Annotated in this window: 17 protein-coding genes and 1 pseudogene; 12 read left to right on the plus strand and 6 right to left on the minus strand. The window is 59.0% G+C overall.

Annotated elements, in window-relative coordinates; translation table 11 throughout:
* The first annotated feature begins 51 nt into the window (after nt 1–51).
* The 7 genes from torT to ASE60_RS04710 all read left to right on the plus strand — a co-directional run bounded on the left by torT (nt 52) and on the right by ASE60_RS04710 (nt 13,337).
* Nucleotides 52–1,095, plus strand: a complete 1,044-nt coding sequence (gene torT, locus ASE60_RS04680) for a TMAO reductase system periplasmic protein TorT (protein WP_057248577.1) — start codon at nt 52–54, stop codon at nt 1,093–1,095.
* A 12-nt stretch (nt 1,096–1,107) separates the two neighbouring features.
* Complete coding sequence (locus tag ASE60_RS04685; protein ID WP_057248578.1) at nt 1,108–2,631, plus strand: sugar ABC transporter ATP-binding protein; 1,524 nt, start codon at nt 1,108–1,110, stop codon at nt 2,629–2,631.
* Nucleotides 2,628–3,584: an ABC transporter permease gene (locus ASE60_RS04690; RefSeq protein WP_057248579.1), complete on the plus strand. Its 957-nt coding sequence runs from the start codon at nt 2,628–2,630 to the stop codon at nt 3,582–3,584. The genes ASE60_RS04685 and ASE60_RS04690 overlap by 4 nt, the downstream gene beginning before the upstream one ends.
* 1 nt (nt 3,585) lies before the next feature.
* The gene (locus ASE60_RS04695) at nt 3,586–5,613 is read left to right on the plus strand and encodes a hydantoinase/oxoprolinase family protein (protein WP_057248580.1); all 2,028 of its coding nucleotides are present in this window, start codon (nt 3,586–3,588) and stop codon (nt 5,611–5,613) included.
* Between the two features lies 1 nt (nt 5,614).
* Nucleotides 5,615–7,624: a hydantoinase B/oxoprolinase family protein gene (locus tag ASE60_RS04700; RefSeq protein ID WP_057248581.1), complete on the plus strand. Its 2,010-nt coding sequence runs from the start codon at nt 5,615–5,617 to the stop codon at nt 7,622–7,624.
* A 97-nt stretch (nt 7,625–7,721) separates the two neighbouring features.
* Complete coding sequence (locus ASE60_RS04705) at nt 7,722–8,690, plus strand: ornithine cyclodeaminase family protein (RefSeq protein ID WP_057248582.1); 969 nt, start codon at nt 7,722–7,724, stop codon at nt 8,688–8,690.
* Between the two features lie 78 nt (nt 8,691–8,768).
* Nucleotides 8,769–13,337 carry a hypothetical protein gene (locus ASE60_RS04710; protein WP_156414581.1) on the plus strand — a complete coding sequence of 1,523 codons (4,569 nt, stop codon included), beginning with the start codon at nt 8,769–8,771 and terminating at the stop codon, nt 13,335–13,337.
* 383 nt (nt 13,338–13,720) lie between these two features.
* On the opposite strand, the gene ASE60_RS04715 is transcribed toward ASE60_RS04710, so the two are convergent.
* Nucleotides 13,721–13,984: a helix-turn-helix transcriptional regulator gene (locus tag ASE60_RS04715; protein WP_057248788.1), complete on the minus strand. Its 264-nt coding sequence runs from the start codon at nt 13,982–13,984 to the stop codon at nt 13,721–13,723.
* Nucleotides 13,985–14,119: 135 nt separating this feature from the next.
* On the opposite strand from ASE60_RS04715, the gene ASE60_RS04720 reads away from it, so the two are divergent.
* Entirely contained in the window at nt 14,120–15,010 is an 891-nt protein-coding gene (locus ASE60_RS04720) for a LysR family transcriptional regulator (protein ID WP_057248584.1), read from the plus strand.
* Nucleotides 15,011–15,059: 49 nt separating this feature from the next.
* Here ASE60_RS04720 and ASE60_RS04725 read toward each other — a convergent pair.
* Nucleotides 15,060–15,358: pseudogene (locus ASE60_RS04725) on the minus strand (DNA-binding transcriptional regulator); the annotation flags it as partial.
* Nucleotides 15,321–15,704 (minus strand): type II toxin-antitoxin system RelE/ParE family toxin, encoded by a 384-nt coding sequence (locus tag ASE60_RS04730; RefSeq protein WP_057248789.1) that lies wholly within the window; start codon nt 15,702–15,704, stop codon nt 15,321–15,323. The gene ASE60_RS04730 and the pseudogene ASE60_RS04725, both read right to left, overlap by 38 nt.
* A gap of 319 nt (nt 15,705–16,023) precedes the next feature.
* Between ASE60_RS04730 and ASE60_RS04735 the strand changes: the two genes are divergently transcribed.
* Nucleotides 16,024–16,935: an HNH endonuclease gene (locus ASE60_RS04735; RefSeq protein ID WP_057248585.1), complete on the plus strand. Its 912-nt coding sequence runs from the start codon at nt 16,024–16,026 to the stop codon at nt 16,933–16,935.
* 125 nt (nt 16,936–17,060) lie between these two features.
* Here the strand turns inward: ASE60_RS04735 and ASE60_RS04740 are convergent, their stop codons facing one another.
* The 3 genes from ASE60_RS04740 to ASE60_RS04750 form a co-directional block, all read right to left on the minus strand.
* The gene (locus ASE60_RS04740; RefSeq protein WP_057248586.1) at nt 17,061–17,555 is read right to left on the minus strand and encodes a hypothetical protein; all 495 of its coding nucleotides are present in this window, start codon (nt 17,553–17,555) and stop codon (nt 17,061–17,063) included.
* A gap of 10 nt (nt 17,556–17,565) precedes the next feature.
* Complete coding sequence (locus ASE60_RS04745; protein WP_057248587.1) at nt 17,566–18,429, minus strand: hypothetical protein; 864 nt, start codon at nt 18,427–18,429, stop codon at nt 17,566–17,568.
* Between the two features lie 90 nt (nt 18,430–18,519).
* On the minus strand, nt 18,520–19,245 hold the full coding sequence (locus ASE60_RS04750; protein ID WP_057248588.1) for a DUF2726 domain-containing protein: 726 nt from the start codon (nt 19,243–19,245) through the stop codon (nt 18,520–18,522).
* A 408-nt stretch (nt 19,246–19,653) separates the two neighbouring features.
* Between ASE60_RS04750 and ASE60_RS04755 the strand changes: the two genes are divergently transcribed.
* Genes ASE60_RS04755 through ASE60_RS04765 form a run of 3 tightly spaced genes read left to right on the plus strand, consistent with a single transcriptional unit; the run spans nt 19,654 to nt 22,801 of the window.
* Entirely contained in the window at nt 19,654–20,517 is an 864-nt protein-coding gene (locus tag ASE60_RS04755; protein WP_057248790.1) for a transketolase, read from the plus strand.
* Nucleotides 20,514–21,491 (plus strand): transketolase C-terminal domain-containing protein, encoded by a 978-nt coding sequence (locus ASE60_RS04760; protein WP_057248589.1) that lies wholly within the window; start codon nt 20,514–20,516, stop codon nt 21,489–21,491. The genes ASE60_RS04755 and ASE60_RS04760 overlap by 4 nt, the downstream gene beginning before the upstream one ends.
* A gap of 11 nt (nt 21,492–21,502) precedes the next feature.
* Nucleotides 21,503–22,801 carry an aspartate aminotransferase family protein gene (locus ASE60_RS04765; protein ID WP_200964157.1) on the plus strand — a complete coding sequence of 433 codons (1,299 nt, stop codon included), beginning with the start codon at nt 21,503–21,505 and terminating at the stop codon, nt 22,799–22,801.
* Nucleotides 22,802–22,817 lie beyond the last annotated feature (16 nt).

A 22,817-nucleotide genomic window follows, 5' to 3' on the forward strand; every position in this document is an offset into this window, starting at 1 on the left:
AGGCTCTTACCGCTTCAATGAAACTTCGCATTCAACTTGGGAGGAAGGTCTATGCGAATTCTAACTCTAACATCGGCATGTGTGTTGACGATGGTCAGCTACGCTGCATCTGCTGAGCCACTGCAGGTTCAAATCTTCAATTCGAACGGAACTGCGACTCAAGGCGAATACGAGCCGCCGGCGCAGGTGAAGCAGCCGTGGCGGATCGGCATTGCCATTCCACACCTGAAGGATCCTTATTGGTTGGCGGCAGCCTACGGCGCCATGGCCGAGGCTGAACGCCTTGGAGTTCAAGCGCGGCTGGTGGCTGCACAAGGCTACACCGATGTTACTGGCCAGCTAAACCAGCTCGACAACCTGGTTGTCGAGGGGGTCGACGCGATCGTGTTGGCAGCGGTAGGTCCACATGCGCAAAGCCAAAAGGTGTCGAAAATTGTCGAGGGCGGGACACCGGTGATTGGGATGATCAACCCAATCGAAACGGACGCCGTCAGAGTCCGTCGAGGGATATCCTATAAAATCCTAGCGCAGAAGGCCGGTGAGTACTTCAAGGAATTCACTGGTGTTCGTCCGACCAAGGTTGCGTTGCTACCGGGCCCCGCGGGGTCGGGCTGGGCTGAGGATCTGGAGCAGGGTTTTGTCGGCGCGGTCAAAGACCAGTCCAATATCGAGATCGTCGACATCAAGTACGGCGATACCGGAAAAGATACTCAAATGACGTTACTGCAGAACATACTGCAGGCACATCCGGACGTAGACTATATTGTTGGAAACCCAGTAGCCGCGGAGGCGGCGCCCCGCCTGTTGGCGACGTTGGGCAACACCAACACGAAGGTTGTGTCACTTATAGCAACGCCTCCCGTCATGAACTTGGTCGAGCGCGAACAAGTCCTGATGTTTCCTTCTGACCAGGCTGCGCTGCTTGCGCGATTGGCCGTGGACGCAGCAGTCGACGTTTTGGAGGGCCGCGACATCGCAGCCAGTATGGGCTCGACCATCACAATCGTTACGAAGGACAACGTTGGGACGTTCAATCGAAAAGGAACGTTCGCGCCGGACGACTATCGGCCCGTATTCCAGGTCAACTGGAACTAGGGAGGCGGCGGTATGCGACTTCAAGTCAATGATGTCTGCAAGTCCTTCGGGGCCACGCAAGCGCTACGAGGTGTGAACCTGTCGCTAAGTCCAAGCGAGACTTTGGTCTTATTTGGAGAGAACGGCGCCGGGAAGTCAACTCTAGTAAAGATTCTGTCGGGAGCCTACAGGGCCGATTCTGGCACGATTGCGGTAAATGGCGAGCGCGTCCAAATTCAGTCGCCGAATGATGCGCGAAAAAAAGGGATCGCGACGGTCTTCCAAGAGTTCAGCTTGGCACCGTCACTTTCTGTCCTGGACAACCTTTTTCTAGGGCGCGAGAGAGCGCAGCATGGGTTGCTGCGCCGGCGCCGAATGCGTGAAGAGGCTGGGGCTATTTTCGCCAGTCTCGGCGTTGATGTCGATCTGGACCGTCGGGTCGACACGGTCGACCGAGCGACACAGCAAATGGTCGAAATTGCCAAATCGATGCTGGACGAGGCTTGCATCCTCATTCTTGACGAGCCCACCTCGTCGCTGACCGAGAGCGAAACTCGAACTCTGTTCAGCGCCTTGGGCCGTCTCAAAGATCGCGGATGCGGGATCATCTACATTTCGCACCGCATGGAAGAGGTGATTGAACAGGCCGATCGCGTTTCGGTCTTACGAGATGGGGAGACTATCACAAGCTTCAGCAGGGGCCAGTATTCGGAGGGCGATCTGATCACTCAATTGATCGGTCAAGACCACAAGAACATCTACCCCGCGAAGAGTTGTCCGACCGAACAACCCGGCATGTCCGTTAGAGGCCTGTGCGCGGGGGAACTGAAGGACATCTCGTTCACGCTCCACCGCGGCGAGATCCTGGGGGTGGCAGGACTTTCGGGATCCGGCACAACCCAGCTCGGGCGGGCCCTGTTCGGGCTTGATCGCGTCACGGGGGGGTCGGTTCATGTGGGCGAGCGGCCCATCGACGACCCGAGCCCTCAGCGAATGTTGGAAAGCAGGGTAATCTACTTTTCGTCCAATCGCTTGGAAGAGGGAATCCTTCCGACCCGAACAGTCTCTGAGAACATCGCCATTGAGGCATTGACGAACCTGTTATCAAGGGCCGGCATGGTTCGTCGTTCCGCGCAGCAGGACGCGGTTGCAAGTGTGATCCAGCGATTGAAGATTAAAGCGTCGCCGGGTGCCAACGTCCTCGAACTTTCGGGCGGAAATCAGCAGAAGGCTGTTCTTTCGAGAGGAATGCTGCGCAAATTCGATGTGTTGATCATGGATGATCCAACCATAGGTGTGGATCTGCAGACCAAGCGCGAGATCTATCAGATACTCCAGGAGTTGGCAGACGAAGGCGCCGCAATACTCCTGATTTCCTCCGACATCGAGGAACTGATCGGATTGAGCCATCGGATCCTTATTCTGTGCGAAGGCAAGATGGCAGCCGATGTTGTCGAGACCGACGCGACCAACAAGCCGTCTCTGCTGCAACTTTTCTTTCCGCGAAGAGCGGCTGAAAGCCTCTCTGCTAAACATCTCGCGAGGACATATCAATGAATGCGATGGGGAATCTATACCAGAGAGTTGGAGCGCTCCCGTTCCTTTTTGTGGTCTCATTTGCGGTCTTCGGCTCTCAACAACCGAGATTCTTGTCGGTCGCGAACATCGTCAATGTTGCCACTCAGTCCTCTTATCTCGTTATTGTTGCGCTTGCGCAGACTTTGGTGATCATAGCCGCGGGGTTTGACCTCTCCGTCGGCGCTTCGATCGCTCTGGCGAGCATTGTGTTGGCCAACCTGATGCTAACTGGCGGGGACCCGCTATGGTGCATTCTTCTGGGAGGGTTGGGTTCGGTCAGCGTCGGACTGCTAGTCGGCCTCGTCAACGGGACATTTGTGGCCGTCACGCGCGTATCGCCACTGATTGTGACACTGGGAACGATGACGGCTGTACAAGGCGTCGCGCTAATGCTCTCCAGTGGCATGCCGATCTTCGGCCTCCCCGAAGCCTTCAACGCCACCTTTGCGCTCGGAAGCCTCTGGGGCATCCCTGTTCCGACCATTGCTGCTGTTCTCGTTTGCGCGGCCGTGCATGTGCTCCTGTCGCAAACGACGCTTGGCAGGCATATTTACGCCGTCGGCTCGAGCCCCCGAGCAGCGCATATTTCCGGCGTCCCGGTGCGTCGGACCTTGATCATCACCTATGCCTTGACCGGCCTATTGACAGGCGTCGCAGCATTCTTGCTGACAGCTCGGGTTGGGTCCGGAGAACCAAACCTTGCCGGCAATTTTCCCCTCATGTCGATCGCAGCTGCCGTCTTGGGTGGCGTGGCGCTCAGAGGCGGGGAGGGCACCGCTTTCGGTGCAGCAATGGGCGCAGTTTCAATCGTGCTGCTGACGAACGGAATGGACCTTATCGGCATCGGGTCGTTCTCACAGATGCTGGTCTTGGGGACCGTTCTCGTTTTCGCGGCAGTCGTCGACACATTCAGACAGACAGGGAGGATTTAAGATGAGTTCTGTAAGGGTAGCCGTGGACGTCGGAGGGACGTTCACTGACATTTTTCTCATGAACGATGACGATGGAACAATCAACGTTCACAAAGTCCCTTCGACGCCCTCCGACCCCGGCTTGGCGATCATCGACGGTCTTCGCAGTTCCGGAGTTCCCTTCTCTGAAATCAAGCACTTCAGTCACGGTACCACTGTCGGTACCAACGCGCTCATCACCAGAGAGTTTCCCAGAGCGGCTCTGATCACGACGAAGGGGTTTCGCGACGTACTGGAAATCAGGGATTCGACGAAGACGGAGCTCTGGGATGCTTACTGGGACATGCCAGCGCCCTACATCAAGCGCCGCGATCGATTTGAACTCGACGAACGCGTGGACGCGAAAGGGCAGGTCGTAACACCGCTCGATCGTCAGGAGTTGATCGAAATTGCCCGCATACTTCGAAAGCGCGAAATCACGACGATCGCGGTGTGCCTTATCAACTCGTACCTCAACTCCGTTCACGAACATGAAGTTCGAGACGTGCTGAGAGCCGAGCTCCCCCAGGCTATTGTCACCATCTCGGCCGATGTATTGCCGGAAATGTTCGAATTTCCGCGAACCGCAACAACTGTCGCGAACGCAGTGCTCGCACCTGTCGTCGGCACCTATATGGGCCAGCTCACGACACGCCTTAGAGACGGCGGGTATGACGGCAATGTCCTCGTCCTGCACTCTGGAGGCGGTGTCATGACCGCCGAGGCAGCGTCCCATCACTCAGCTCGATTGGCTGCATCAGGCCTTGCAGGGGGTGCTGTCGCGATGCGGCATCTGTCGCAGCTGTGCGGAGTGAAGCATGCTTTGGGTTTGGATATCGGCGGGACAAGTTCCGATATTTCGATCATGTACGATGGCGACTTGCGTGTGACGCAGGATTGGTCGGTGGAACCTGGCTACCCGATCCGGTTTCCCGCGATCGAACTTGTCACGGTCGGCGCGGGCGGCGGATCGCTCGCTTGGATCGATGAAGGAGGAACGCTGCGCAGCGGCCCCGAGAGTGCCAAAGCGGTACCTGGCCCCGCATGCTACAGCCGCGGTGGCAGCAAGCCGACGACTACCGACGCGAACCTCATCCTCGGTCGTTTGGGACAGGTGCTGATCGGCGGCCAGATGAAGCTGGATGCTTCGGCTTCGGCCACGGCCATCCGTGAACATCTATGTTCAGCACTTGGTATGGATCTGCACGAAACGGCTGCTGCCGTTCTTCGCCTGGCCAATGTAAAAATTGCAGATGCGATCCGGGTTCTGTCCATTCAAAAGGGATACGATCCGCGAGAATTTGGGCTGGTCGCATTTGGTGGCGCCGGGCCGCTACACGCATGTGAGGTTGCACAGGAACTGGCTATTCCCAAGATCATCATACCCCCGCACCCTGGCATCACTTCGGCAATGGGCTGCGCCCTGGTTGACGTACGGCACGACGCCACACGCACCTTGATCGCCAAGGCAGACGAGAGCGGCTTCCGCGAACTGTTGGGGCTGTCTCATCAGGCGCGGACACAAGTGGCAGCCCTCCTCGATTCCGAAGGCATTGATCCTGGCAACCGTCGCTACGACTACTTCGCGACCATGCGCTATGTTGGCCAGTGGCGTTCCTTGAACGTTCGGTTGAATGAGAATGACACCTTGGAGCAGGTTCTGGCGGCATTCCACGCGGAGCACCGCCGTGAATTCGCCTATGCTCACGAAGAGCGTCCGGTGGAGTTCTTCGGCTTGCGGGTGACAGGGACGGGGCTTCTCAACAAACCTGTTCTGCCTCAACTGCCTGTCGGTACAGGCGAACCTACGGCCCTGGGCACGCGTCAGGTATTCTTCGAAGGCTACGGCTTCGTTGATACGCCGGTCTATGACCGCCACCTTTTCAAGGCAGGCCAGGCCTTCGCTGGGCCGGCAATCGTCGAACAATTCGACTCCACCGTGGTTATCGTGCCCGGCTCACGCACTGTCGTCGAAGCGCACGGAAACCTCATCGTCGATCTTGGAGTGTAAAATGACCGTCGCTCGGTTCGTCCATCAAACTGCATACGCTGACCACCTTGAAAAGGCGAAAATCGATCCTGTGACGTTTGAGGTCCTCAGGAATGCGTTCGTCAATCTGGTCGATCAGATGTCGGAGCAGCTTCTCAAAACCTGCTACTCGTTCGTTATCTACAGCCGCGATTTTTCCAATTGTCTTTGCGACGCTGAAGGCAACACGGTCGCTCAAGGCACTCAGGATATTGCGTCCCACGTTGGAACGCTGCACTGGACCGCGAAAGCGGTGATCGAGGCTTTCGCCGGCGATATCAACCCTGGCGACGTTTTTATGATCAACGATCCTTATCTCGGTGCGACGCACTTCCCGGATGTCAGGATCATTCGGCCGGTTTTCGTCGATGGTACGATGATCGGCATGCTGCAATCCAACGGCCATTGGGCCGACGTAGGGGGGCGCGTCCCAGGCTCCTTCGACGTAACGGCACGAGATTTTTTCAGCGAAGGGTTGCGTATCCCTCCCTTGAAAATCTGCGATCGGGGCAATTTTCGAGATGACGTGGCAAGGCTCATTGTCTCGAACATGCGTCTTCCGGACGAGAGATTGGGCGACCTCCATGCCCAGATGGAAGCAACACGCGTTGGGGAGACCCGCCTTCTCGAGTTGGTCGAAAAATACGGCGTCGCAACTGTCGTCACAGCATTCGAAGAGTGCCAGGCCTATGTCGCGAGGGTCATGTCAGAAAGGCTTCGGCGCATACAGGATTGCACGTACGAGACGGTTGACTACATCGACATGGATCCGACGCTGGAAGAAGGCATGATCCCGATCAAGGTGAAGATGACCATCCAAAACGGACGGATCCACTACGACCTCAGGGGCAGTCACGGATACATCAACTGCTTCCTTAACTCGGCCGTTGGTGTCACCTTCTCTGCGATCGCCGCTGGCACCAAGACCTTCTTTCCCGACGTGCCGCTGAACTCAGGCTTCTATCGGATCATCGACATGGATCTGCCAGAGGGGAGCGTGGTGTTCGCACCCGAGCCGGCGGCGACGGCGGGGTCGGTCTCCGGTGCGTTCGAGAAGATAATGAACGCCATCTTTGAGCTTTGGTCCCGTGTCCTTCCCGAACGTGCATTGGCCTGCTCCTTCAATCTCGAATACCTTCTGGTCGGTGGGAGAGACGGCCGCGGCGATCCGTCTGAGCGTCAAGGTTTCATGTGGTACGATTGGCTTGCCGGTGGCTGGGGTGGGCGATGCACTAAGGATGGAGCCAACACCACCGCACCGGTATTTGGTGTGGGCTTGGCTTTGCAGTCATGCGAGGTGCAGGAGCGGCTGGCGCCCATCACCGTCACCAAACTAGAGATGAAAACCGACTCCGCCGGCCCCGGTAAGTATCGCGGGGGCGTGGGTCTGGAAAAGGGTGCAATTCTCGGGGCGTGCAGTGGCACCGTCATGTCCTATTGCTGCGACCGCTCGCGCTCTGTGACATGGGGCATCGAAGGTGGCCTTCCTTCAATACCCCATGGCGTCTGGTTGAACCCTGAAACGGAGGATCGGCGCTTCCTCGGTGGTGTGTTCGCAGGAGAACCGCTTAGCAGTGGTGATCATTTCACCCGCCCAGCTGCCGGCGGCGGCGGCTACGGTGATCCGTTGGACCGAGACGTGAATGACGTCCTGGAGGACGTGATTGACGAGTATGTTTCGATCGAGCGTGCTGCCAAGGATTACGGTGTCGTGGTTCACTGCATCGACAAGGACGTTTGCGACTTCTCAGTAGACCTCGAAGCGACGTCTGCTCTCCGCGCCGCGCAGCGGCAAAGTCGCAAGGACAAGTTTTCGCTTCCGCCGTCTGTGGTGCGCCAGCTTTTTCTCGATGGTGCAATCGACGAACTCGATCTTGTTCGGCACTACGGCGTTATCCTCGACTTTACCCAAGGGGACACCCCGGTCCTGGCACATACGACCGAACAGTTCCGGCAATCTTTGAGACAGCGCAGCTTGTCCCACTGGAGCTAGGTCCGCTCAACCATAATGAGGTTTTGGCTGGGGAGCACTCTCCAGCCACGACTTCCGTTTGTTTTTCATTTCGCATCAAGCAAGACGGAATGCCTTTATGACGACACAATTGACCTCGCTCGACGCTCAAATGACCGGCGAGCTTCTGCCGTTCGACGGTTTGATATCCGCTTTGCGCAATGCATTTGCAGAAGGTTGCGAGGTGCCCGTTCGACATCACCATACGATTTTCAACGAAGGCGAACCCGACGCGACGGTCTTGCTAATGCCGGCCTGGCACAGCGCTGCAAGGATCTCGCGATATCTGGGCGTAAAAATAGTGACAGTTTTTCCCGGGAATGCGTCGCGGGGCATGCCCGGCTTGACATCAACCTACATTCTTTACGACGGTCAAACTGGGCGCCAACTCGCGACCCTCGATGGGGGTACGATTACGGCACGACGAACTGTGGCCGCCTCTGCGCTTGCCGCTGACTACCTGGCTAGGAAGGATTCCAGACGACTGCTGGTCGTCGGAGCCGGAAAGGTGGGCTCCCTAATCCCCGATGCTTTCTGTGCCGTTCGGCCCATCGAACACATCGATGTTTGGGACATCGATGCTGCGAATTCGAAGCGCCTCGTCGATGATCTTCGCGGCAGAGGAATGAATGCGAATGTCGCTGATAAATTGGAGGCCAGCGTAGAGGCGGCTGACATTGTTAGCGCCGCGACCCTCTCAACAACACCGATCCTGAAGGGATCGTGGCTACAGCCCGGAACGCACGTCGATCTCATCGGGAGCTTCACACCGAAAATGCGTGAAGCCGACGACGAAGCAATAATGCGTTCGGCGCTTTTTGTAGACACTGTCGAAGCGCTCCATGAAAGCGGCGATTTGGTTCAGCCAATCCAAAGCGGCGTTTGCACAGAGGCCGCAGTTCGCGCAACCCTTGCAGAAATGTGCCGGCGGTCAGATGTTCGGCGCACTTCAGCGGGGGAGATTACACTCTACAAGGCCGTGGGGACGGCTTTGTCTGACCTCGCGGCGGCCACGATGGCCTACGAACGCCATTTGGTGGCAGGGTAGGGTTTCCCGGCCGCTGGGCTTTGAAGACAAAGGGATCACTGGTTCGATTACAGTCAAGGCGAGGGATAGGAGACATCCGTGCTGCCGGCTTCCGGTCGTCGAGTGGAGAGTTCGCGTTGGTTTATTGTGCCGAACATTTCGCGTCGACGGCTTTTCCAGTATCGTCGTCACATGCCAGACACGCCTATGACGCCCGAAACCCCTGCGCCGATTGACGGCACCAAGCCTGCTGTCGCGGCACGCCGTCGAGACGACTTCAAGCCCACTGTCAAAATCCAGCTCGCCCAGCGCGTCGGCTACCTGTGTTCCAACCCGCAGTGCCAGCGGCTGACCATCGGACCACGCAAAGGCGAAGAAGGTTCGAACACCATCGGCGTAGCCGCCCACATCAAAGCCGCGTCACCCGGCGGTCCCCGATACGATTCCAGTCAGACGGCGATGGAACGCGCGAGTGCAGATAACGGAATCTGGCTGTGCGCCGACCATGCCCACCTCATCGACCACAACCCGGAGGAGTTCACGGTCGAGAGGCTGGAGAAGTGGAAGCAGGAGGCCGAAGAACGCGCGTTCCAGCAACTTGCCAGCGGCAAGGGCCCAGCGACCATCGCCCAGCTGTCGGACGAACTTATCCAGCAATTGGCGCCTTACATTTCACGGCTCGGTCTGCCGGCGAATGCCGATCTTGCGACTATCAAAACGGAGGTGCGCGTGGCGTCGCTGGCGGATATCGAAACCTACGAGCGGCGGCGGAGCTGGCCCAGGCATTCCGTGGAGCTCGAACTCACGGCCGAGGGCGTTAAGGACGTCCGCAATCTTGACCAAGCGCATTTCCCTCAGGTTCTCGCTTCTGCGCAGCATATCGTCCTGCTGTCGGCGCCGGGCACGGGCAAGACTACGACCCTTATCCAGATCGCCCGCAAGATGATTGAGGCCGGTCCCGTGCCGGTTTTCGTGCCACTTGGCGCATGGGCCGAGTCGGCCAGGGACCTGTTCGACTGGGCATCCCGCCGCAGAAGCTACGAGGTGCTCTCCAGCGCGCACCTCAAGTTCTTGGCCGACCACGGCGAGCTTGCCCTGTTCCTGGACGGGTGGAACGAAGTTCCCGAGGCGGCACGCCGCCGTCTCATTAAGGAGATGGAGGAGCTCGAAACACAGTTTCCGTTGCTGAAGCTCGTGATGAGCAGTCGCAGGACCGTGCTGGACGTTCCCCTCGCGGGGCGCCGCATCTCCATCCTTCCCCTCTCGGACGACCAGCAACGCGAAATCGCGGAGGGTATGAGGGGGCAGGACGGCGTCAGCGTGCTCGATGGCGCCTGGCGCACCGTGGGCCTGCGGGACCTGGTCACCAATCCCCTGTACCTGCGTGCCTTACTGGAGGCGACCACTTCGGGGAAACTGCCAGAGACGAAGGAAGAAGTGCTTCGCCGCATGGTCGAGGCCCATGAAGCCGTTCCCGCCAACAAAGAGCTTTTTCACCGGGAGTTGCATGACGCCCAACAAACCTACCTGACGGTCATCGCGGCGGCCGCCCAGCTGTCCGGTACGCCGACCATTCCTGATCGTGAAATGCGTTCGGCCATATCGGGCGCAGGCGAAAAGCTCGTGTCTGAGGGGCAGATCTCCGCCGCACCAAACCCACCTCACGTCCTCGACATCCTCGTGGCAAGTCACTTGCTGGTCAGGCAGGACAGCCAGCTCTACGCCTTCCAGCACCAGCAGCTGCAGGAATGGTTCGCATCGTTCGACCTCGAGGCGGGGCTCATCGTGGCAGGGGACGACCTCAGCCTCGAGCATCCGCTTGCAATTGTTGCGCTCAACGATCGCAGCTGGACCGAAGTGGTCCTGTTTGCCTGCGAGCGTATGTCGCGAAAAGACGTGGCGGGCGCCAAGGTTGTCGCCAAGGTCGTGGACGTACTGCTGGGTATCGACCCGATCTTCGCCGCGCAGGTTGTCGCGCGATCTGGGCCGATTGTCTGGGAGATCAGTGGAGACAGAGTCGTAAGGTTCGCGAGCGCTTGGCATAGGCAAGGCAAGTTAGACCGCGCTGTGGGCTTCATGATCGAGACCAAGAGGCCCGAGTTTGCCGATATCGTCTGGCCTTTCGTTTCCTGCGACAACGGTCAGAGCCAGATGAGCGCGATGAGGATCGTGCGTCGGTTCAATCCGTCCGTCCTCGGAGATCATCTCGCACGGGACTTCGCGGGTTTGCCAGATCAGGCACGCGAGACATTAGCCGCCGAGTTGGCGTTTCATGGCGATCGGGACGCCCTCGATGCGGTCCTCGCGTTGGCGCTGAATGAACACAGTCTGGAAATCCGGCTTCGCATCTTTGAAGGCCTCTCTTTCCGTATCGCCACGCGGCAAATGGAGGAGCTTCTAAAAGCCTCTGGTGAGGAGTTGGTGCAGGCAGTCGCGCAAAGGGGCCACTTCGACGGGGTTCGCGATCCCGCGCTACTGGCCGATCTGATGGAAAGGCGTAAAGCCTTAGTAACAGCTGACGCATCTCCAGAGACACGTTTGGCAAGGGCCTTCGACGCTCTTCCGGACGAAGAAGTAGCGGTGGCGCTTGAGCGCGAGCTGAGAGACCCCGCGTTCTCGTTCAAGGACCGCGGTATTCATATCGTGCGCGACGCCTGGACGCGATTTCCGCGCCAGGTCGCCGTCGCGCTCAAGTGGCGAGTGGAGAATGGTCTCGACGTACCCCATCAGCCGCAGCAGTATCTGGAGGGCGTCGAGCCCACCGACGACGACCCCGTAGCCACGCTGACGCTGCAGGACGACAAGAGCGATCGACCAAGCGTGGCGTGTTTTCTCGCGGGGAACAGTACCGTACGGGAACTGGTCGTGCGTTACCTTGATGCCAGACGCAAGTTCCGAGCGGACGGCGAGCGGACAGAGGCGGCCTACGGACCCTCCCGAAAGCTTGCAGACAAGCTGGAAAGCACGCGCGCAAGCGTGCTGATCGATGTCTTGCAGGAGTTCGCAGAGGGGCTAACTCCGGATGAGATTCACGACCTCGCCGATATTCTCAGCCGGCACGGACCCGGCGGCGATATCGAGCACTTGCAGATGCCCCCTGCCACCAGACCAACTGCCGTCAAACTCATAGAAGGATGGGGGCAGCAGCTCATCGGTAAGTCGGCTTCACGGCATCACATGGCCCAACTCACGTGGGCGATGCGCCGCGTCCCTGATGCTGGTCAGGTGCCCATATTGGACAGGATGGTCGAAGCGGACCTCGCGGGTCTTGCCGCGGCAAGGGCGGCATATGCGGCCAACAGGTCCAACGAGAAAGCCCTAAACGAGATGCGATGGTCTCACGTTCACGAGTACCGTATCACGCTGACAACTATCGGCAACGACGAGGCCGAAGCGGTTCTGAAGCGTTATCTTCTCGACCAGGACTTCGGTCCGGAAGCGGCTGTCGGTCTCCAAGTCATTTGGCAGCAGCGAAACGAACCAGTGCCTGACGACAATGATCGCAAGTTCAGCCAATGGCCCGACTTCGCTCGTGCCGCCGCAAATCGGTCAAGGAACCGCGCCCAGAGCTGCGACACAGCGGATCTGCTTTTCAAGGCCGCAGAGACCTTGCGTAAAGGCGGGTCGCTGAATGAACTTGGACGTGCGGCGCGATTTGCCGGCTGCGCCGTGCTGCTCCCGCATGGCGACCGCACGGCATTCCTGATCGACATCTTGCAACCTGAGTTACCACACCGGCTGCGGCTCGAACTTGCGCAACGCATGACGGTAGGTGGTCTTGTCGTGCCCGCCGGCATCATCATGAAGGGGCTGTCGGATACGATGGCCGAGCACGGTGATCACAAATGGATACAGGACAATGACCTAAGCACGTTGTTCGACTGGCTGGAGCTGCTACCGGTCTCGGATCAGCCGTTCGCGTTGTTCGACGGACTCGAGGCGATGGCCGCAAAGTTCGAGTTCGGCAAATGGCGTGTCCGGGATCTCTTGAACAGTGTGCGCCATCTGGAGGATGGTCTTCGCGTCGAACTTTTGCGCGGGCTCGTAACCCGATACCCGGAGTTGACCGACCGGTACGAGCTGTTTCTTGCGCTCAAGAATCCGGGACAGGCAACGCTGGACTTCCTACTGGAAATCGCGGCCGGAAAATACGGTAACAAGCCGATCGAGCGCGTTACACGCTTCGACTACCCCGACGAACTGTTTTTGACGCTCTCGTCAGAGGCGCGGGAGAGCTTACCAGCGCGGTATGACGCGGCAACAGATGAGCGACAGAAGGCGCTGCTCGCGGGCATCCTTCTCGCTGGAGCAGATCACGCCACCGTCCTGAAGCTTGCACAAGACAAGACCGGACGCCGTGTCATCGGTCAATTTGGCTGGAATACGCACTCCAAAATTCTGTATTTCCACCAGCCCACAGGCAGCGGTTCGTCGTCATACTCTCTTATTCCACGCGATTTGTCCGAACTCCGTAAAGGACTGCACGGTCTGACCCGGTCTTCTGATCCCGAAACGGCCAAATTCGCTGCCGACTATCTGGTGCAGATTGATGCCGAGCGTGATGAGGAAGGTGGGTTTGATTCTGGTCCCCGCCATCCGGACATCTCCTCTGGTCGACCCTGGCCTGTCGTGAATGAGGTGGGCAACACGTCTCCTACTTCCGCTTAGAATGGTCTATCGGCAAGCTGAGCCGGGGCGCAGGCGCTGCGGGCCCGCGAAGACATATGCAACGCGACCTAAGGCAATCATCAGGTAATCGCCATTTACGGTTATTCTCAGCCGGTCTGACATTCGCCCCCCGATGATAGCCTCGCGGATGGTATCGCGCCAGGATAGTTGTGCCTATGACGGCCTCCGGGAAATGCGCAAAGAGGGCTGGACGACCGACTGGAGGGCGCAATGCCGTTCACAGAACTTAAGCGTGGACGTCGCCTTAGGGGCGGACGGAATCGTGCTTCCACGAGCCCTGCACGGCTTGTTGCTGTGACGTTCACCTTTTGGGCCAAGAAGATCGCATAATGTATCGACGGGAACTCCCGTCGAGGTGGCAATCAGCTTTTAGGCTTGCGACCCGAGCGCATAGGCGGTGGACGCGACGAATTTGGCTCCACGTCAGCGAATAGTTCGACCACTTTAGCCTCAAGGACATTCGCCAAAGCTTCCAAGGCAGAGATCGTGACGTTCTCCAGACCGCGTTCGATGCGCCCGACATACGAGCGATCAATGCTTGCCTCTAGTGCAAGCTTCTCCTGGGACAGCCCCTTGGCGACACGCAACCTGCGCAGGTTCCATCCAATGGTTTGCCTTATGTGCATAGCGCACCATGCGATATTGGCGGCTTGACAATCGACGGACTGTAGGTCCCTAATTATGCGCTCAAATATGCCGGAACGCTTCCGCGCATTCGGAAGCGTTCCGGCATCCATCTTCACTCCAATAAGGCGATATCGATGGAACTGCGCCAACTCTCATATTTCGTTGCTGTCGCCGAAGAGCTGCACTTCAATCGGGCAGCGGCGCGGATGTGCATTGCCCAGCCGGCGTTGAGTGCGCACATTCAGGCGCTTGAGAAGGAGTTGGGCGTGCGGCTGCTCGAGCGGTCGACACGGCGGGTCGAGCTGACGCGGGCAGGGGAGGTGTTCTACGATCGGGCCGTCCGGATCATAGGGGATGTCGGGCTTTCGATGGACGTGGCGCGCTCGGTGGCAGGGAAGGCGGCACGGACGATCAAGATCGGAACAGTCTATCCGGCGACCATAGGCGTGCTGCCGGCGTTTCTCGCCCGCATCGGCCGGAAGTTTCCGGATGTGGCGCTGCATGTGACAAGCGGTTCGACCAGCGACATCATCCGTTCCATCGAGAACGGCCAGATCAATCTCGGCTTCATTCGCCCGGTCGAGAACATCGGATCCCTGCGCTTCTTCTCGATCGCGCATGAGCGCTATCTGCTGGCGGTCGAAAAGACGAGCCCGCTGGCGCTCCGAAGCGAGATCGACATCGAGGATCTACGCTCCGAGAGGATCATCGCCTTTTCCCGTCAGAACCTCTCCTACAGCGAGCGCTATTTCTCCGAGATGTTCGAGACCCATGGTCTGACTGGCAACATCGCCTATAGCTGCGACGACACGTTCTCGCTGGTGTCGCTGGTTTCGGCCGGCCTCGGCATCGGCTTTGCCCCGGAATGGACGAAGGATCTGCCGAACCGCAACTTCGAACTTCGGCCCGTGCGCGGCGTCGATCTCAAGATCGGGCTTGGGGTTGCCTGGAATAAGGAAGACCCGACCGCGTCACGCGACGACATCATCGATATTGCCCGGTCGCTGGCGCGGCCGGGTAGGTGAGGGAATATAGGCGCTGGATGGAAGCCTGATGGCCCTTCCGCGGCGTTTGTTTCCGGACGATCGAGAGCAGTTTCAATGCTGGGCCACTCGGCCGCTTCGCGCGGTTTCCCACTTTTGCACTGTCGATTCACTGGTGTTCAGGTAGCGCGCGAAGACTGGCTGGCTGACATGATTGTTCTCGCGCAGCGCCTTGATCTCGCTTGGCGTCAGCTCCTGGGGGATGGACAGGCAAGTCTCATCGAAGGTCTTCATGGTTTCCTTGTCGATGGTGCCTGCCGCATACATGTCATCGACGGCGCTATGGATCGCCTCAAAGGCATCGCTCTTGAACTTGCGCTTGGTCGCCATTGCAAATCTCCAATAGGGCGCCGATCCCGATTTCGGCATCAAGCTCGGCCTGTGTCTTGCGCCGATAGAGTTCGGCGAGCTTCCGGAAAGCCAAGAGCTCGTCGTCATCGATGTTTGCGCGGTCCTCCTTCGCGAACAGATAGGCGAACACCCAGTACTCACCGGCTTTTGCCAGAACGATCGAACGGTGCCTGTTATCGTTGAGCCGCTTCTTGAACACGCCGCCACCGAGATCATCAGCCTGTCCGCGTGCGACTTGCTCAATCGCCTTGCAAAGGGCCCTGTCGGAGATCTGCGCTTTCTTCGCTGCCTTGGAAAACCACGCCGTCTTGAAAGTATCCGACAGGGAGCCGGTAGCGTCGCTCAATGAGGGCGAGGATCTCGAAGCTGTCCGTCGATCTTGGGACGCGCATGCCGTTCGTCCAACTGAGCAGCGTCTTTTTGTCGAAGGTCGGGTGGTCGCCGGCGACTGCGCGGTGGAGATGCCAGTACGTGTCACCGTGCCGGCCCATGTGGTAGTTCAGCGCCTCACGGAAGTCTGACGGATTTTCAGTCCAGCCAAAGAGGGCGCCGGCTGTTCCTCGATCGTAACGAACTCTAAACTCGACCCAGAGATACGTGTGGTGTCGTATCGGCAAACGCCCAGGCTGTGCTAAGCATAATTCATGGGATTCGGGGTCTTCATTCATCGCTCAGATTCGATCTACGACGATAGCCCAGCGGAGCAGTACCAGTTTCCAAGCCAATATCTTGGACGGGTGCGGGCCTGTCTTGGCGATTGGATCATCTACTATGAGCCACGCAAGGTTGCGGCGACGCGAGGCTACTTCGCTGTTGCGAAGGTGGCCGAGGTCATCCCAGACCCGAAGGCACCGGGCATGTATCTCGCGCTCATCGAACCGGGTAGCTATCTCGACTTCATCAATCCGGCTCCTTTCAGCGGAACAGAAGGTGTGGTTGAGCGCGGCGTTCTAAACGAAGAGGGCAGGATATCGGGCAGGGCGCAGTCTGCGGTAAGGCCTATTTCGAGCGCGGACTTCAATCGCATTGTGGGCATTGGGCTCAATGAACAAGAGCCAGAGTTGCCCCGGACCGGAGAATTGGACGCCAGGATCTCCGTTGAAGGATTTGGTGAAGGCGCTCAAACGCCGTTCGTGTTCGAGCAGGAGCGCAATCGCGTCATGCAGCTATCGTCGCGGATTGTTCGTGACCGATTGTTCCGCCGCCTCGTCGTTCAGGCCTACGACAAACGCTGCGCAATCACTGGCTTGAAGCTCATCAATGGCGGAGGACGCGCCGAAGTCGATGCAGCCCACATTCGGCCCGTCGAGGTGAATGGACCCGATATCCTGACCAATGGCATCGCCCTTTCGGGCACCGCGCACTGGATGTTCGACCGTGGCCTGATAAGCCTTTCCGATGACCTCGACATTCTGGTTTCCAGACACGCCAACGATCCAGATAGCATCCAAGGGCTGATCAACAAGACTGGGCGCGCGATCGTGCCAACGCGGGCGTTTGAACGGCCACATCCGCATTTCCTGCGCTGGCATCGGGAGAATTGTTTCAAACAATAATGATGAAGGCGAAGGGGGACTCGTCGCTAGCGGTTCGAGTCCGCTCGAGACCTTCGACTTCAACTTTCACTTTGCATTTTTCGAAGGCGAGGCAAGACTGGTCCGCTTTGCTGACAAAGGCGTCACTAGGCGTGAGGCAGGTCTCTCCATCTTATCTTCAGGAGAGATTTCGCCGTTTTGGGAAGCTTCGAGCGATCGACCATCCGCGATGAGACTTCAAAGTCCGCGTTGATCTTCACGACGAGCAGCTTGCTAAAGTTTCCTGATACCTTCACGAAAACCTCGTCTTTGGATTTGAATGGCGTGATCGTTTTGATCTCAACGTGATCGTTGCCAAGCCGACCGTCGGCACCCTGCGCGTAGTTCTTGTTCAGCTTTATTCCGTAGGTGATGGCGCCGAAGAGTTCTCCTATGTCTCCGTACACATTGAGATGACGACCTGTCTCAAGGTGGTAGCTTTCTGCCAGTGACAAGAGCTCCTGAAAATACCGGATCAAAGACCTGATTGCATTGGGATATTTGGCGCGCCACTCCTGGTATCGGAGCTGTTCTTCCACGTCGGACCAGGAAACCCACTCGCCGTCGTCATAGAAGGCTCTATCCCAGATATCAGCATCCATTCTTCACCTCTTAGATATTCGACCTTCTCGACCCCGCCCTTGCGATTTTATGATCGACCCATGCAGAAAGGCCGTTCCAAAGTTCATGGTCTCGGCCGAGGTGACAAGCGATTGCAATGATCTGTTGGTAGGAGATCGGCGTGATTGCCGCTTGGACAGCGAGACTGGGATCCACCAGGCCTCGCTTTACCTTCCGCGCCGTCGGGAAACTGGGGTGATCGGCAAAGGCTGCGAGAGCTGCTGCTTGAAGGTTGCGGTGCTTGCCTATCGCTACCGCCAGCACTGCGTTGCGCATCCACTGATAGGCGTCTCCCTTAAATGGGCAGGGCGTATGATCAACGCCCGGATCGAGCGCAAAAACCTCAGGGATGTATTCCCAGTACCGAGTGCCCTTGCCTGTAAGAGCGCAATGCGCGCGCACGCCGTTACCAGGGTTGATTTGGTCAGCATAGCTTCCGTTGCATTGTCGTTCGCCCGAGCGCGACACAGCCGTTTGGCTACATTGTCCTCCGGGTTCGGTGAATTTGCACTCGATAACGAGCGCAGCCATCGAGCCGACGGCAAACACGTCGACTTGCGTGGGCCTCGGTTCTCCTAGCATCCGATCGCTATCCGTCCACTCGAGTGTTATCGCCCATGGACCGCCCGGTGCCACTCCCACACGCTCGGCTATGACGTCGAGGATGCGGTCGCGATCGGTGCTCATCTTGAGTGTGCCGAACACGTCGATTGCGATGGCTTGCGACGAATGCGCCTTGTGTGCCTGAATTTGATTGGCTCGGTCACGGTGCCAAGGGAATGCACTCCAGTCCTCGATCGCTCCGTGGCTGGCCGGAAACAGATTGTCGCGAACTGCCTCGAAATCGGAGATCATCTCGGGGCTGCCTCAATTCCATCAAGCCAATGCGATGTGTTCCTCCAATGGAAGTGGCTCGACCGTGCAGGCATTCGTGATGAGCGCGCGTTAGGTGACACTCGGCTTGTCCACCAACTTTTCGACCAAGCGCCTGAGTTCCGACGGGGTCGTTTGGCCAGCCACGACCTCGTAGTACCCGATCCCGGCGCGTCGCAGCGCCTCCTTCTTTACCGCGTCACGCGCGGCCGCGGCGCCTTGATGGTGCGCTCCGCCCTGGTATTCGATGACGTGCCGCGGTTGGCAATTGCTGTCTACGAGCAGCAGATCGACACGCTTGGAGTTGATGCAACGGTAGGCGTCTGGGTCGGTGCTTCGGAGGATCTCGCCCAGTGAAACCTGAGCCATTACCTGCCAAGAAGGATTGCAGCCGATTACGATGCTGTCGAGTTCCCGAAACACCCGGGCCTCGCTCTTATTCAGCAACGGCTGAATATTGAAATCCGAGCGCATCACGATACGCAGTTGATCGGTGGCGTCGACCGGCTTCGATGGCTCCGTAACTGGCATCTGTTGCCAAGGTCCCACTACAATGCGCTCGTGGCTGCGCCTTTCCTCCCAGCGTGATCTGTTTTTCTCCCGCCACGCCTGCTTTCTCATCGTGGCTAGGAACTGCTCAATGGCCATGCCGATCAGGAGGCCGATAAACAGCACGGCGATCAGCAGTTCAGGCTTTTCGAAGTCTGCAACGGTTATACTGCCCGAAGCGACTACTGCGGCCGCTCCGATGATTAGCCAAGGCGCTGCGAACAGCACCGACCTTTGGCGATATTGCATGCCCCTCTCCAGATTTCCCGCCAAGATAGTAGAACGCTCGGAGGACGCGCGAAAAGTCGCCCAAAAGGATTAGGTTCCGCGGGACGCAGAGCCAGCAGCTATCGCATGCGAAAGCCTGCGCGGAAGGTTCGCGTCCCTTCAAGAGCCTGGCGACTTTTTGCGTTTGAAACACGTGCCTATAGCTTTCGGCCAGCGAGACTGGGCGAGAAGCAGGATTGCACTGTTCATTTTGTGACCAAACCAGCGAAGCTTTTCAAAGCCGCAGTCCGCGAAAGGCAGGTCTCCATCGAAATGGGGATCAAAAACCTGTTGCATAGTTGCCGCTTTCCTATATCTTATAACTTATAAGTTAGAAACAGCGGGAGCAATTCCTTGTCAGTGCGACAGACACCAGGCGGCCACCTTTTGGTGGCGCGCAGCCATGAACTATTGTCCGACGAACAGCTTGCCTTCCTTCATGAGCGCGCGCGCTTCATCAGGCTCGAGACGCTTCGGTTGATCTCGATCGCCAAAGTGGGCCACTACACCTCGGTCTTCTCCTGTGCTGAGATCTTTGCGGCGCTCTATTACGATGTGATGCGGCTTCGAAAGGGCGAGCCGGCCTGGACCGACCGGGACCGCTTCCTGATGGGCAAGGGCCATGCGGCCGTTGGGCTTTTCCCCATTCTCGCCGATCTCGGCTTCTTCGATCCCGCATGGCTTGAAAGCTACACGCGGCTCGGCAGCCCCCTCGGCGATCACCCTGATATGACGAAGGTCCCCGGCGTCGATTTCAGCTCCGGGTCTATCGGTCATGCCCTGTCGAACGGCGTCGGCATGCTGCTTGGCGCGCGCTTCCAGCAGCGTGATTTCAATGCCTTCGTCCTCCTCGGCGACGGGGAAATGCAGGAGGGCCAGGTCTGGGAAGCCGCCTTGTCCGCCGCCTCGCACAATCTCTCCAACCTGATCGCCATCGTCGATCGCAACGGCTACCAGCTCGACGGCAAGGTCGACGACGTCATGGCGATAGAACCGCTTGATGAGAAATGGCGCGCCTTCGGCTGGGAGGTTCACACCGTCGACGGCCATGACCTTGAGGCGCTGACGACGCTGCTGCGCGCCGTGAAGGCCGACCGTGCTCGCACAAAGCCGTGCTGCATCATCGCCCGCACCGTGAAGGGCAAGGGCATCGACTACATGGAAACCGAACCCGGTTGGCATCTCGGCTATCTCGGTGCGGAAGATGAGGCCAAGGCCCGCGAAACGATCATGAACACGGTAATTTCCCAATGACCCAACTGCTTTCCAAGGACTCGTGGCAGTACCGCGAGATCAACCGCCGCGCGCCCTCGCTCCCCACGCTGTCGAATGCGCTCATCGCCCTTGCCGACGCCGGCCATCCCGTCATGGCGGGCACGGCCGACCTGCAATATTCGAACGGTCTTTCCGGTTTCGCCCAGCGCTATCCCGAGCGTTTCGTGCAGTTCGGCATTTCCGAGCAGAACATGGTCTCGGCTGCCGCCGGTATGGCGACGACCGGCGTCATTCCCTATGTGGCGACCTTCGCCTCGTTCCTCGCGCTTTTGTGCTGCGAGCAAATCCGCATGGATGTCGCCTATTGCAAGCAACCGGTTCGCCTGATCGGGCATCACACCGGCATTTCGCTAGGCTTCTACGGGACGTCCCATCATGCGACCGAAGACATTGCCATCATGCGCAGCATTGCCAACCTCGCCGTCGTGTCGACGGCGGATGGGCCGGCGCTCGATGCAGCCCTCAGGGCGACCGTCGACTATCCGCTCCCCATCTATTTCCGCATCCACCGCGGGCACGATCCGGTCGTCTACGAGAACGGCGTCGCATTCGAACTCGGCAGGGCGATCGTACACGGCATCGGCAAAGACATCACGATCATAGCAGCGGGCTATCCCGTGCATGGCGCCAAGCGCGCGATGGAGGAGCTGAATGCCGCAGGCCATTCCGTCGGGCTAATCGACATGCATTCGATCAAGCCGCTCGACGAGGATGCGATCCTCGAGGCCTCCGCCCGTTCGAAAGTCATCCTGACGGTCGAGGAGCACAACATCCTCGGCGGGCTCGGCGCGGCCGTCGCCGAAGTGTTGGCCGAAAAGGGCAGGGGCGCCCGCCTCGTCCGGCACGGCATCCGCGACGAATACAGCCTGATCGCACCCCCCACCCATCTCTACAGGCACTACCGCCTGGACGGCGACGGCATCCGGGCCGTGGCGCTCGAGAGCATTGCGTAAGGAGAATGCCGATGTCGAACAACGAAACGATCGCCGCGCGCGCGGAAGCCGTCATACCCGGCGGCCTGTTGAGTCCTAGCCGGCGCCTCGGCGCGCCGATCGCCTTCGCCAGGGCCGAGGGAGCCTATCTCTACGATGCCGATGGCAACCGCTACACCGACTATCACTGCGCCTTCGGTGCCAATGTGCTCGGCCATCGACCGCCCGCCGTCGCTGCCGCGATTGCCGAGACGGCCGAAAACCTCGACCTGATCGGTGCCGGCGTGCTGGAGCTGGAGGTCGAGGTGGCCGAACTCCTCGTGAACGTGATCCCCTGCGCCGATCAGGTGGCATTTTGCAGCAGCGGCTCGGAGGCAACCTACCATGCCCTGCGTCTCGCCCGCGCCTATACGGGGCGCAAGCAGATCATCAAGTTCCAGGGCGGCTACCATGGCTGGCACGATTATGTCGCCATGAACGGCCAGTCGAGCCGCCAGATGATCGGCTCCTACGACCCAATGTCCGACGGCATGCTGTTTGATGCCGCCCGCCACACCGCCATCCTGCCCTATAACGATGCCGGTGCCGTCGAGGACTACATCCGTAAAAACCCCGGCGAGGTCGCGGCGATCATCGTCGAGCCTATCGCGCACAATATGGGCGCGGTCATCGCCGAGAGGCAGTTCCTTTCCGACCTGCGCCGGATCACCGCCGAGCACGGTGTTGTCCTCATCTTCGACGAGGTGATCACCGGTTTCCGGCACGCGCTTGGCGGCTACCAGTCGATCGTCGGCGTCACGCCCGACCTTTCGACCTTCGGCAAGGCCGCAACGAGCGGCTATCCGATCGGCATTGTTGCTGGCCGGCGCGACATCATGGAGCGGGTGGGCCGCACGGGCGAGGGCGCCGTCTTCATGGGTGGCACGTTCAACGGCACGCCGTCCTCGATGGCGGCCGTAAAAGCGACGATTGAGGAGCTAGCGAGACCGGGCGTCTACGAGCGGCTGTTCGAGCTTGGCGCCTATCTCCGCGGCGAGATAGACGGCATCATAGCGCGGCACGGCCTGAAGGCGCAGGCCGCCGGTTTCGGCTCGGTCTGGCTCGTCTACTTCTTTGACGGCGAGTTCCGCCAATACACGGACCTCCTGCGCAACGACAACAATCTCGACATGCGCTTCCGGCGGGCGCTGATCGCCGGCCGGCAGGTCTTCCAGCCGCTTCAGCTCAAACGCCTTTACCTCTCGCTGAGTCACGATCGCGCCGTCATAGACGACACGCTCGAACTCATCGACACGACCATGGCCGGCCTCGCGCGTTCCGCCGCGGCCTGATCTTTCAAACCTGCTC

Origin of the sequence: Ensifer sp. Root278 (assembly GCF_001429285.1) — a bacterium.
In the GTDB taxonomy this organism is placed as follows: Bacteria; Pseudomonadota; Alphaproteobacteria; order Rhizobiales; family Rhizobiaceae; genus Ensifer.